Annotated in this window: 11 protein-coding genes; 4 read left to right on the top strand and 7 right to left on the bottom strand. The window is 61.8% G+C overall.

All coding sequences use genetic code 11. The features are described 5' to 3' along the window. Positions 1-56: 56 nt before the first annotated feature. From ABIE32_RS17645 to ggt, 3 genes are all read left to right on the top strand, one after another. Positions 57-734: a hypothetical protein gene (locus tag ABIE32_RS17645; RefSeq protein ID WP_429018048.1), complete on the top strand. Its 678-nt coding sequence runs from the start codon at positions 57-59 to the stop codon at positions 732-734. Positions 735-737: 3 nt separating this feature from the next. Continuing rightward, positions 738-1,484, top strand: a complete 747-nt coding sequence (locus ABIE32_RS17640; protein WP_429018046.1) for a hypothetical protein — start codon at positions 738-740, stop codon at positions 1,482-1,484. A gap of 511 nt (positions 1,485-1,995) precedes the next feature. Then, positions 1,996-3,999 (top strand): gamma-glutamyltransferase, encoded by a 2,004-nt coding sequence (gene ggt / locus ABIE32_RS17635; protein WP_429018044.1) that lies wholly within the window; start codon positions 1,996-1,998, stop codon positions 3,997-3,999. Positions 4,000-4,090: 91 nt separating this feature from the next. Here the strand turns inward: ggt and phnX are convergent, their stop codons facing one another. The 5 genes from phnX to ABIE32_RS17610 all read right to left on the bottom strand — a co-directional run bounded on the left by phnX (position 4,091) and on the right by ABIE32_RS17610 (position 10,351). After that, entirely contained in the window at positions 4,091-4,924 is an 834-nt protein-coding gene (gene phnX / locus ABIE32_RS17630) for a phosphonoacetaldehyde hydrolase (protein WP_429018042.1), read from the bottom strand. A gap of 67 nt (positions 4,925-4,991) precedes the next feature. Further along, positions 4,992-6,113 carry a TIGR03364 family FAD-dependent oxidoreductase gene (locus tag ABIE32_RS17625; protein WP_429018040.1) on the bottom strand — a complete coding sequence of 374 codons (1,122 nt, stop codon included), beginning with the start codon at positions 6,111-6,113 and terminating at the stop codon, positions 4,992-4,994. 97 nt (positions 6,114-6,210) lie between these two features. Next, positions 6,211-7,947, bottom strand: a complete 1,737-nt coding sequence (locus tag ABIE32_RS17620; protein ID WP_429018038.1) for a putative 2-aminoethylphosphonate ABC transporter permease subunit — start codon at positions 7,945-7,947, stop codon at positions 6,211-6,213. A 128-nt stretch (positions 7,948-8,075) separates the two neighbouring features. Further along, positions 8,076-9,296, bottom strand: a complete 1,221-nt coding sequence (locus ABIE32_RS17615; protein WP_429018036.1) for a putative 2-aminoethylphosphonate ABC transporter ATP-binding protein — start codon at positions 9,294-9,296, stop codon at positions 8,076-8,078. Positions 9,297-9,316: 20 nt separating this feature from the next. Further along, the gene (locus tag ABIE32_RS17610; RefSeq protein WP_429018035.1) at positions 9,317-10,351 is read right to left on the bottom strand and encodes a putative 2-aminoethylphosphonate ABC transporter substrate-binding protein; all 1,035 of its coding nucleotides are present in this window, start codon (positions 10,349-10,351) and stop codon (positions 9,317-9,319) included. Between the two features lie 180 nt (positions 10,352-10,531). On the opposite strand from ABIE32_RS17610, the gene ABIE32_RS17605 reads away from it, so the two are divergent. Further along, positions 10,532-10,930, top strand: a complete 399-nt coding sequence (locus ABIE32_RS17605; RefSeq protein ID WP_429018033.1) for a ribonuclease HI family protein — start codon at positions 10,532-10,534, stop codon at positions 10,928-10,930. A gap of 33 nt (positions 10,931-10,963) precedes the next feature. On the opposite strand, the gene ABIE32_RS17600 is transcribed toward ABIE32_RS17605, so the two are convergent. Next, entirely contained in the window at positions 10,964-11,281 is a 318-nt protein-coding gene (locus tag ABIE32_RS17600) for a hypothetical protein (protein WP_429018032.1), read from the bottom strand. Between the two features lie 24 nt (positions 11,282-11,305). Next, positions 11,306-12,430 carry a DNA-binding protein gene (locus ABIE32_RS17595; RefSeq protein ID WP_429018030.1) on the bottom strand — a complete coding sequence of 375 codons (1,125 nt, stop codon included), beginning with the start codon at positions 12,428-12,430 and terminating at the stop codon, positions 11,306-11,308. Between the last annotated feature and the right edge of the window lie 55 nt (positions 12,431-12,485).

Raw genomic sequence — 12,485 nt, 5'->3', positions numbered from 1 at the left:
CACCCATGCCCACTAATTTCAGCAATCGCCGCCACGCCTTGCGCATGGCTACTGCCTTGGCAGCCATGCCGGTGCTGGGCTGCGGCGCTCGCGCCACCATTCCCAAGCCCTGGACTCCCTGGACCCCTGATATGCCTAAAGCCCCCGACATGCCCCCCGACAAAGCCTACGCACTGTACCTGGCCTGGAAGCAGTTTGTAGGCCCTGTGCGCAAAAGTTACTTTACGGGTATCGAACTGCAGACCAATGGCAGCTTCAAGGCCATCCATGGCGCAGCCGAGTTTGCCTACAACTTCGAGACCAAGACCTTGATGGTGATGCGGAGGCTGGTTGATGGAGCAGGAAGTATGGTGCGCGAGAACTGGCCAGGCGTTGTGGCCGACCGACGTTTGGCGACCAAGGAGCCTTTTACGTTGGGTGGAGGGCAATTCCACATCAACCCGCATCCGTGGTTGACAGATCTGGACATGGCGCGCTCACCGGATATGAACTCCTATAACCTCAAGCGCGACTTTACGAATGCTGGCATTCCAAACGAGCGCTTTGTGCTGGATGTGCGCTGGCTGATGTTCTGGGGATATTACTGGGCTCCTATTTTTGGAAAAGTGAAGGGAATGGTGGAGAGTGGAGGCGATCGTGCCTTTCAGTCCTCTGAATACCAGGATCGTACCCGCCCAGCGTTGGAGAAATGGGCCCGCGCCTTGCTCGCCAAAGGCGAACCACCGGATCTTTGATTGGTGCAGTTGATGCCTGAGATCACCCAACGCCGCCATGCACTGCGCGCCATTGCAGCGATAACTGCCATGACCGCTTGGCCCTTGCCGGGCTGCGGTAAAGCTAGCACTTCCATTTCCAAACCCTGGTCTCCTTGGGCGCCTGATATGCCCAAAGCCCCCGACATGCCCCCCGGCAAAGCCTATGCGCTGTACCTGGCCTGGAAGCAGTTTGTAGGCCCTGTGCGCAAACAGGTATTCACTGGCTTCGAGTTGCAAACCGATGGCAGCTTCAAGGCTATCCATGGTGCTGCGGAATTTGCCTATACCTTTGAGACAAAAACCTTGATGGTGATGCGACAGTTGCTAGATGGTGAAGGGAGTATGGTGCGCGAGGAATGGCCAGGCGTTGTGGCCGACCGGCGTTTGGCGGTCAAGGAGCCTTATACGTTGGGGGGAGGGCAGTTCTATATCAACCCTCACCCGTGGTTGACGAATTTTGACAAGGCAAACTCCCCCAACATGAACAGCTACAACCTCAAGCGCGACTTTACGAATGCTGGCATTCCCAACGAGCGCTTTGTGCTGGATGTGCGCTGGCTGATGTTTTGGGGGTATTACTGGTTTCCCCTTTTTGGCAAGGTGAAGGGAATGGAAGAGAGCGGCTCTCGGCGCGCCTTTCAGACCTTTGAATACCAGGAGCGTACCCGCCCGGCGTTGGAGAAATGGGCGCGATCCTTGCTCGCCAAAGGCGAGCCACCGGACCTTTGATTGGTGCAGTTGATGCCTGAGATGACCCAACGCCGCCATGCACTGCGCGCCATCGCCGCGATAACTGCCATGACCGCTTGGCCCTTGCTGGGCAGCTCGTAGCCGCGGTGCAGGCGGATCAGCCGGTACGCGGTGTACGGGATGTCATGCATGCCGCTTTCCCAGTTATGCAAAGTGCGCTCGCTGACCTGAAAAAACTGCGCAGCCTGAGTGCGAGACATGCCAGCACTGCGGTACATGTCCCGAAATCGAGACGCAATGCGGGTGCGGGTGTCTGGGTCATGGCGGCGCAGGCCGTACTTCTTCTTTAATTGATACGATGTATATTATGTTAAGTTAAAAATGGAGTAACACGACAACCCCATGGACCGCATTCCTCGGCAATGAACCCAGATCAAACCCTTTTCTCGATCCAGACGACATTCAGGGTTAACTCTGGGTAATTCTGTGTTCCGTGAAGAAGCTTTGCGTCCACAATTTCCTCTTGGCCCATCCAAGGAGAAATTACCCAATGCAAATCCCATCCCATCCTGCGTCTTCCGTGTCACCACGCTACAGCCTTGTGGCATTGGGGTCGATTGTGTTGTTGTCTCTGGCGGGCTGTGGCAGCTCTGGCGGCAATGACGACAAGCTGGTCAGCACGGCCTGTGAGGCGTCCACAAACGACGGCTCGGTGGTGGTGGGGTCTGGCCTGCCAGGCGATCCATCGTTTCCCGAACTTGCCTCTGGCTATCGCACTGGCAAGAAGGCCGTGGAAGGCAACAAGTACATGGTGGTCACTGCCAATCCGCTGGCGTCCAAGGCAGGTTGCGAGGTGCTCAAATCCGGTGGCTCTGCGGTTGATGCGGCGGTTGCCGTGCAGATGGTGCTGGGGCTGGTGGAGCCACAATCGAGCGGCATTGGCGGCGGCGCTTTCATGCTGTATTACGATGCGGCCAGCAAGAAAGTGACGGCTTATGATGGCCGTGAAACGGCGCCCGCCGCAGCCACGCCGGATTACCTGCGCTACATCAGCGATGCCGACAAGACCGTGCCGCAGCCCAGCGCCCGTGCCAGTGGCCGCGCGGTGGGCACGCCAGGCGCTGTGCGCATGCTCGATCTTGCGCACAAGGACCACGGCAGCAAGCCCTGGAAGGACCTGATCCAGCCCGGTATTGATCTGGCCACCAATGGCTTCAAGATCAGCGGCCGCATGTCGGATGCGCTGGCGGGCGCCAAGACGGCGCTGCAGGCCGATGCCGATGCGATTGCGCTGTATTTCAATGCAGACGGATCCACCAAGAGCCTGGGCCAGACGTTTACCAACCCCGCCTACGCAGCAACCTTGACCAAGATTGCCACGGGTGGCGCCGATGCGTTCTATACCGGCGCCGTGGCGCAAGGTATCGTGAACAAGATTGGCGTAACGCAGAACGTGACCACAGGCACGCCCATCACCCCGGGCGTTACCACCATGGCCGATCTGGCTGGCTACCAGGCCAAGAAGCGCGATGCGGTCTGCACCACCTACCGCGCCAAGTATGTGATCTGTGGCATGCCACCCCCATCGTCCGGCGGCATTGCGGTGGCGCAGGCCATGGGCGTGCTGGAGAATTTTGATCTGGCACCGCACAAACCTACGGCGCTGGATCTGGAAGGCGGCAAGCCGACGGCCATGGGCGTGCATCTGGTCAGCGAAGCCGAGCGCCTCGCCTATGCGGACCGCGACGTGTATGTGGCTGATACGGACTTCACCCCCCTGCCCGGCCCTGTGGGCTCTACCCTGCTCGACAAGAATTACCTCAAGAGCCGCGCCGCACTCATCTCCACCAAGCAGAGCATGGGCACCGCCACGGCAGGCCAGTTCGGCAATACCCGCATGGGTGTGAGCAAGGTGGCTGAAAACGGCACCACCCACATGACCATTGTCGACGCCAAGGGCAACGTTGTGAGCATGACGACGACGGTGGAAGCGGGCATGGGTTCGTACCACATCACCCAAGGTTTTGTGCTGAACAACCAGTTGACCGATTTCTCTGCCACGCCCACCTCGGCAGATGGCCTGCCGATCGCCAACAAGCTCGAAGCTGGCAAGCGTCCCCGCAGTTCGATGGCGCCAACCCTGGTGTTCGATGCCAATGCAGACGGCACGCCCGGCGCCTTCAAGATGGCGACGGGCTCGCCTGGCGGCAGCACCATCATCCAGTTTGTCACCAAGACCTTGGTAGGCGCGCTGGACTGGGGCCTGGATGCGCAACAAGCCACCAATCTGGTGAACTTTGGCGCGGCCAACAGCAAGACCACCAATCTGGGCGGCGAGCACCCCAATATCGTGGCGGCCAACAATGGCGATGCCGATCCGCTGGTGCAGGCGCTGCGCGCCATGGGTCACACCGTGTCGGTCAATGCCCAGTCGAGCGGCGTGGGCACGGTGATCCGCACTGCCTCCAGCGCGGGCGAGGCACGCCTCACCGGCGGCGCCGATCCGCGCCGCGAAGGTGTGGTTCTGGGTGATACCTACAAGGTCAAGCCCTAAGCTTTAAGCCCAGGCCAGCCTGGCAATTGCAAAAGCCGCTGCAGGCATGATCTGCAGCGGCTTTTTTCTGGATGAAAATGGCCCCCAACGCTTACGCAGCGCGCGCTGGCAGCTCCTGTTTTTGAAGGTGCTCGTTGATCTGGGTAATCACCGGCAGCAGGTCTGCCACGCTGTCGATCACAAAATGTGCGCCCGCCTCCTGCAGCTGCCGGGTGGCAGATGCGCGCACTGGCGCCTGCTCGGCCGGTGGCAGTGCCTGCCATTCGGGCAGAGACAGGCCGTTGGCGTTGCCGCTGATGGCGACGCCCACCGTCCAGCAGCCCGCGTTCAAGCCTTCAGCAATGCCAACGCCGGTGTCGTCCACCTTCACCACGGTAGATGCGGGCCACACGCCCAGGTCGGCAAAGCAGCGGTACATCATCAAGGGGCTGGGGCGGCCTGCGGCCAGATCGCCGGCGCAGACGATGTTGTCTGGCGCGTAGCCCGCCTTGGCGGCAATGGGTTGCAGCACATCCATGATCGGGCGGTTGTAGCCGGTAGTGCTGCCGATTTTGATGCCATCGGCGCGCAGCCGGGCCACCACATCGAGCGCCCCGGGAATGAAATCGGCAAAATCGCCAACCACGCGGGCGTTCATCGGGGTGAATACTTCATACAGGTGGTCGATATCGCTGATGGCCACGGGCTTGCCATATTTGCGCTCCCATTGGGCGGCGACCTCCGGCAGACTGCACAGCGCATGGATGTGGTCCCACTTGGCAGAGCCCATGGGGCCGCGTGCCTGCGCGATGGTGATGTCGATGCCGAAGTCCTTGAACAGCTGGACAAAGGCGCCCATGGGGGCACGCGAGCCAAAGTCGACTATCGTGCCGGCCCAGTCAAAGACGACGGCCTGAACGCGGTCGGTATGGTGAAAGTTCGTCATTTCGGATATCCAATGGTTTCAAGGTTGTGGGGGCAAGGCACGGGCCGCACCATGGCAGCACGGTGGCCTACCAGTTCTCGAAGGTGTCATGCGCCACGCCAAAACCGGTGCTGGCCCCGGTGCCGCTGGTGACCACGGCAACCCGGGTGGCGTCGTCCGGCGCCTCGATGAAGCAATCGGTGTCGGGCGCCGAGGGGTAGATGCCTACCCAGCGCTCCGTCACCATGTAGTCGCCCAGATGGAGTGCCTCGCGCATGTGGCGTAGCATCAGCTCGTCCACATCGTCCATCGCAAAAGGCGCAACCGACGCGCCGTAGTGGTGCGAATCTCCGACCACCAGGCTGCCATCGGCACTTTGTACGGCGATCAGATGGATGCCATGCGCGAGGCTCTCGCCCTCTTCCTGCTGCAGTTGCGCAAGCAGTGCCTGGGCCTGTGGCAGTTTGCTGTAGCCGTGGTAGCGCACCAGACTCAGGTCGCCCATGACGGAGGCTGTCAGCTTGAAGCCCGCCTGCGGCCGCACGCGCAGCATCTGCAACTGGCACAGCCGCACCTGGTGCTTGGTAAACAACTGGCTGTAGAGGCCATGGATGTCGGCATTGGTGCAGACCACCACGCGCTCTGCGTGCAGGGTTGCCTTGGCGGTTACCACCTTGGGCGTAGCCACTTCCAGCACGGCTTCGCCAAAGCGAAAAGTGACGTTGTGCTGCTCGGCCAGCCAGCGCGTGAGCTGACCAATGGCCTGGCGCGACTCCACGCGCAGGTCGACAGGGCTGTGCAGCACGGCCCGGGCATTGCCCAGCTTCAGTTCAGGCGCGTGCCGCGCGGCCTGCTCGGGGCTCCACAGCTCGCAGCCCACGCTCTGGGCCATGTCAGTTGCCATGAAGGCGTTCAGCACGTCCACGGCTTTTTCGCGGCTCGCCACCACGTTCAGGCCCTGGTGCACCACCTGGATGCCGGCTTGCGGTGCGATGACGGCCCACACGTCGCGGGCGTAGCGCGCGCGCCGCCAGGTGTCGCCTGCGCCCTGCCCGGTCACGGTCACAAAGCCGAAATTGCGGATGGATGCACTCACGCAAGCGACGTCACGGTCCACCACGCACACCTTCAGGCCCTTGCGGGCAGCCTCATACGCATGCGCCAGGCCTACAATGCCCGCGCCCACCACGATCACATCAAAACTGCTCACTGTTTTCCCTTTTGTCCAACATGTCACTGGCGGCACGCTATGAAATTTGATAGCACTGCGCGCATCCACATTGGGCTAGCACACTATTTATTAACAACTAACGCTTGCGCCATGCCTGGGTCTTCTGCGTCAGCCACCAGCCTGCCACCTGGTAGAGCACGGTCATCACGCAGCTGATGGCGGCAATCATCACGGCCATGGCGGCGGCGGCAGCCATGTCGCCCGCTTCGTCCAGGTTCAGGATGGCAACGGCGCCCAGCCGCGTATCCGGTGAATACAGAAACACCACGGCCGAGATCGTCGTCATCGCCGCAACGAAGAAGTAGCGCGACACTTCCAGGAGGGCGGGCAGGCACATGGGCAAGGTCACCTTGAACAAGGTGCGGTAGAAAGGCACCTTCAGCGACGCACTCACGGCTTCGAACTCGCCATCGATGGCCTTGAGCGCGGTCACCAGGGTCATGTGGCCGGTGGTGTAGTAGTGCATCACCGTGCACAGCACCATGAGCGGCATGGTCTGGTACAGAAAATTGAGCGGATTGCCCGGCGCATTGAAGAAAAAGATATAGCCCAGGCCCAGCACCAGCCCGGGTACAGCCATGGGCACCATGGCCAGAAGGCGCAGCACCGGGCGAACGGCGTTCATGCCCTTGGTCTTTTCCAGCAGGTAGGCGCCAGTGAACACGACCACGGGGCCGGCAATCGCGGCGCTCACCGCCATGGTGAGGCTGTTGAAGATGGCGGTATCGACACCGGCATCCACCAGGCCACTGGTGTAGTGCGACAAGGTCAGGCCCAGCTGGTACGGCCAGAACTGCACGAGCGATGCAAAGATCGCCATGCCGAACATGGCCAGCATCAGCGCCGCCATGCCCCAGGCAAGCACTGCACAGGTGCGGTCGGTGGCCGCGTGCCTGGTAGGCTGCAGCACCACGGCACGCGCCGTCAGTACCGAGGTCTGCTTTTTCTGCACCTGGCGGTCAATCAGGTAGGTGATGACGGCAGGCAGCAACAGCAACAAGGCCACCACAGCACCGCGCTGAAAATCCTGCTGTCCGATCACGAGCTTGAAGACATCGGTGGCCAGCATGTTGAAATTGCCGCCAATCACCTTCGGAATTCCAAAATCGGTGATCACCAGGGTGAATACCACCAGCGCTGCCGACACCACGCCATAGCGCGCGGCAGGCAGGGTGACGGTGAGAAACTGGCGCGTGCGGCTCGCCCCCAGGGCGGTAGCGGCTTCGTAGAGGCGCTGGTCGCCCACGGCCAGCGCGGTCACCATGATCATCAGGGCATGGGGAAAGGTGGCAAAACACTGGGCGAGCACGATGCCGGGCGCGCCGTAGATGCTGTCAAAGCCGAAAGCCTGCACCGTGCCTTTGAAGACGCCCTGGTTGCCAAACCAGTAGATGAGCGAGATGGCCGACAAAAGCGATGGCGCGAGCAGCGGCAGCAGGCTGATGCTGCGCAGCACGCCCTTGCCACGGATGCCAGAGCGCGTGATGGCATAGGCAAACCCAAAAGCCAGAGGCACCACGAACACGGTCACCAGCAGCGACACCCAGATGCTGTTCCACAGGCTGCGCAGCAAGGCTGGAGACTGGAAGTACTGGATGAACCGGGCCAGGCCCGCGCCCTCCCCGTTCTGCCCGGGGGCAAACGCGTGGCTGAGCAAGGCAGCCAGCGGAGCCAGCAGCCCGACGACCAGCAGCGCGGTGAGAAGAAGCAGCCCGGCGTGCCCCATGCGATCAGCGGGGGCTGTGCGAATACCCGCGCTGCGCAAGCCCGATGGAGCCGTGCCGCTATTCAGGGTGGTGGTGGAAGAAGTCATAAAGCTCCGAAAGCCCGCTGCCGCCTGCACTGCGCGGCCCGAGCGCCCAAGGGCCGTTGTTGTCTAAGCCCGGCGCGGTTTCTAGTGAAATTAGGCACTAGCGCCCGTCCATCAAGCGCTGGCAGCTATCAATATCTCTGCGCAAAAATCTTCAACTGTGTGGCGTTGACCGAGAACTGCAGCCAGCGGCCAGGCTGCACATCGAGCTGGGTCCACTGCGCAAGCGACAGCTGCAGCTGAATGCGCTGCTCGGGCAGGCGCGGCACTTCGGCGTGCACGATGCAGGTGGCGCCCAGAAATTCCATGTGTTCGACACGGCCCGTCCACACGGGCGCGCCCGTCGCGGGCGGCACGCTTGCGGCAGGCGGCATTGCCGTGCAGTTGTGCACGCTGCAGTCCTCGGGGCGGAGGTACACATCGAGCGCCTGGCCTTTGGCGAGCTGCGGCGTCTGCGGGCAGAACAGCTTGTGGCCACCCAGGGTGATGCCGCCATCTCCTGCCGCAATGGCCTGGAGCTTGTTGGCCTTGCCGATGAATTCGGCCACAAAGGGGGTGGCGGGCCGCTGGTAAATCTCCATCGGCGTGCCCACCTGCTCCACCACGCCATGGTTCATCACCACCACCCGGTCGGCGATGGCCATGGCCTCTTCCTGGTCGTGCGTGACCATGATGGTCGTCACGTACAGGCGCTGCTGCAGCGCCCGGATTTCATTGCGCAGGTGTACGCGCACCGTGGCGTCGAGCGCAGACAGGGGTTCGTCCAGCAGCAGCATGCCGGGTGACATGGCCAGCGCCCGGGCCAATGCCACGCGCTGCTGCTGTCCGCCCGAGAGTTGTGCCGGGTATTTGGGGCCGCTGCCCGACAGGCCTACCGTCTCCAGCAAGGCATGCACCTTCTGCGTCACCAGGCTTCTGGGTTGGCGTTGGCTCACGAGGCCGTAGGCCACGTTGTCCGCCACGGTCAGATTGGGAAACAGCGCATACGACTGGAACACGATGCCGTAGTCGCGCTGGGCGGCAGGCAGCTCGGAGATGTTCTTGCCGTCCTGCCACACCTCGCCGCTGGTCTGCGCTTCCAGCCCTGCAATCGCCCGCAGCAAGGTGGTCTTGCCGCAGCCCGAAGGCCCCAGAAAGCACACCAGCTCGCCGCGCTGGATCTGCAGGCTGACCGATTGCAGCGCGGTAAAGCTGCCGTAGCGCTTGTGCAGATGACGAATGTCAAGGTACGGGACACCTGTATCCTGCGGGCGCACCGCCGGCGCGCCCAGGGGCTCAAATGCGTACGACGTGTCACGCAACGGCAAAGGGGCCGTTGCGGCGGCGCTCTGTCCGGTCAGTTCTGCATTCATGGACGCTGTTTCCCGCTCGCTCACTTCTTGGCTTCGCTCTTGGCGTCGTAACGCTTGGTCCACTCGGCCAGCACGCGTTCGCGGCTATCGGCCATCTTGCCGAAATCCAGCGGAATCAGGCGCGATTCGTAGTCGGCAGGAATATTGGCCAGCTTGGGCGCCACGCCGGGCATGGCGGTGACGGCAAAGTTCTTGCCATACAGCTCCATGGCATCCTTGCTCACGGCCCAATCCACCAGCTTCTGGGCGGCCTGCTCATGCTTGGTACCCTTGTAGATGCTGATGCCTTCCAGATCCCAGCCCAGACCTTCCTTGGGGAAGACGAGGTCGATAGGCGCGCCCTTGGCCTTGTTTGCGTGGCCACGGTATTCGAACGAGATGCCGGCAACGTACTCGCCCTGGGCCGCCATGTTGCAGGGCTTGGAGCCCGAGTGGGTGTACTGGGCGATGTTCTCGTGCAGCGCGTCCATGTACTTCCAGCCGCCGCCCTTGCCGTTGTCATCACCAAACAGCTGCAGCCAGGCGGCCACGTCGAAGTAGCCGGTACCGCTCGATGCAGGGTTGGGCATCACGACCTGGCCCTTGAACTCCGGCTTGGTCAGGTCTTGCCAGCTGGTGGGCACAGGAATATTGCGCTTCTTCGCTTCGACCGTGTTGAAGCAGATGGTGGCGCCGAACACGTCCATGCCCACCCAGTGCGGTGGGTTCTTGCTGTCGCGGTACTTGGCGGTAATGGCTTCCAGGCCCTTGGGCGCGTAGCCTTGCAGCATGTCGTTCTTGTCGAAAATGGCCAGGCTCGATGCAGCCACGCCCATGATCACGTCCGCCTTGGGGTTGGCCTTTTCGGCGAGCAGCTTGGCGGTGATGACGCCCGTCGAATCGCGCACCCACTTGATTGCGATATCGGGGTTGCTCTTGGTGAAGGCGGTTTCGTAGGCCTTGAGCTGGTCGATTTCCAGCGCGGTATAGACCGTCAGCTCGGTCTTTTGGGCATATGCCGCACCTGCGGCCACCAATGCGGCTGCGGCCGCCACGAGCTTCTTCCAGTTTTGCATTCCGAACTTTCCTGCGTTGTATGGGATGGATCGGCAGGAAGTATCTGAATGTTCTGTGACCTCGGCATGGCATATCGATGAAGCTTTTGTGACCTATTGCCGCGTCGCCGCCATGGGGCAATGGCCTGGGGAAAGGATATGCAACATACGTCACGCATGGCCGACTGCTATGCTGCAGCCATGCAATCCTCACTCTGGACCGTCCATGTCGACGGCAGCGCCCTCCCCAATCCCGGGCGCATGCGCATTGGCGGCGCGGCCCTGGCGCCCAATGGGCAAAGCCACAGTTTCAGCGTGGCACTGCCCGGCACGGGTTGCAACAACGAAGCCGAAGCGCGTGCCGCCATCCATGCGCTGCACTGGTTGCAGCAACTGGGCGCGCGCGAGGTACTGCTCTATACCGACAACAGCATTCTTGCCGAACAACTGGCGCGAGCCCCTGCCAAGCCTATCGCGCGGCTGGCCGATATTTATGACAAGGCGCGCGCCCTGCTGGCGGGGTTCGACCGTGTGCAGGTTCAGTGGATTCCCAGGCACAGGAATACTGTGGCGGATAGTCTGGCCAGGGGTGACGGTTAGGCAGTGCGCAGCAAGCCAAGAGAGTAGAGAGTATTAAGCGGATTCAACAAGTTCAACAGATGTTGCCGTCACTGCGATGAGGCCTCGTGCCAGATAAAGGTAGCTGACGCCAGGCGTTTCATTCGTCACCCAATAGCTAATATTTCCCGCGGCTGAGTGGCTCTCAAGCTGCGCCAGATCTGCAAGTTGGTTGAAATAGCTAACACCGGAAAAACGCGAGGTGCCAAGAACCCTTTCCCGTGATTGAGCATTGGGGTAATAGGCCAAACGCATTTCAACTGTGCGTATCGTGGTGTCAAAGTGAACTGCAAGCAGATTGGCGTCGTGGAGTTCAAGATCTGATAGGTCCATATCTTCTTGAGCCTAACATGAACATCAGCCTCCAAGATTTCTTGAGCCCCTTCTGGCAAACTTGCGCACCGTTCGAACAGAGCGGGCCGATTGGGCCAAGCTGCTGGGTTTGCGTACTCCGGTAGATAGAGCAGGATTGTAGGGAGCCTCGTCGGGAACTTGTTTGGGTACAGCAAGCTTCGAGGCAGCATCCGCCTGCAGGCGCTCGATGTCCCGCTGCAACTGGCTTTTCTGTGCATGGAACTGCTGGTCCATCAGCGCAATCTGGTGTGCATGCTGGCTCATCGTGGCCTGCAGGTCCTGCTGTAATTGCTGGGCTCTGGTTTGTGATTGGCTCCACTGCGCCTCCACCTCCGCCGCCTGCAACTGCAAGGCCTTGCGCTCGGCGTGCCAGTCCACCTCCAGCTTGGCCAGCTTTTCCTGCTCGGCCCGGTGCGCAGCCATCCACTGCTTGGCCTCCTGCCGGGCGCGGTCAATGTCCTGCAGCGCGCGGTGCTGCTGCGCCTGGGCAGCTGCATGCTGCTCACGCAGATGTTCCGCATGGGCCCGGTCTGCCTCATCGCGCGCCTTGCGACTGGCGAACAGCTCCTGCTCCAGTGCCTGCAGGCGCTGCTGCTGCTGAGCGGCAAACTGGTCCTTCTGACGGGCACCCTGCTCCAGCTCGGCCAGGCGTGCGCCCTGCATCTTGATCTGCGCATGGGCCACGGCCAGCGATTGCTCCAGCGATGCCCGTTGCTGCGCCATGGCTGCCTGCTCCTGTGCCAGGGCGTTCTGTTCGGCATGCAGCGCCTGCCGGGCGGCCTGCAATTGCTCGCGCTCCTGCGCCAGCTGCGCCTGCGCGGCATCCACCGCCTGGTGCATCGCTGCATCCCACAGGGCCTGCGCAGCCTGCAGAACCGGCGCTGGTGCCGATGTGCCCCTGCCCTCCTCTGCGACAGGCCCGGTGCCGCTGCCCTTGAGTTGCGCCATGCGGGGCCCCAAGGTGGCAAACCATTCTTCCAGCATGGGGCTGACGGTGTTGGGCGAGCCGCGACCAATCTTCTGGCGCACCCGCTCGATCGTGGGGCGCTTGCCCTCCAGCAGCAGCGCGTCGGCCGCTGCCCAGACATCGTCGCGCTGGATGGCGCGCTGGCTACGCAAATTTTCCATGGTTCACCTGGTTTTCTGATTTACTATCGATAAGAGGTATTTATCGATACTTCCA

This window comes from Comamonas sp. 4034 (assembly GCF_050434545.1).
GTDB lineage: Bacteria > Pseudomonadota > Gammaproteobacteria > Burkholderiales > Burkholderiaceae_C > Comamonas > Comamonas odontotermitis.
The sequence above is the reverse complement of the archived record's forward strand: the minus strand, read 5'-3'. Positions and strand labels throughout refer to the sequence as shown.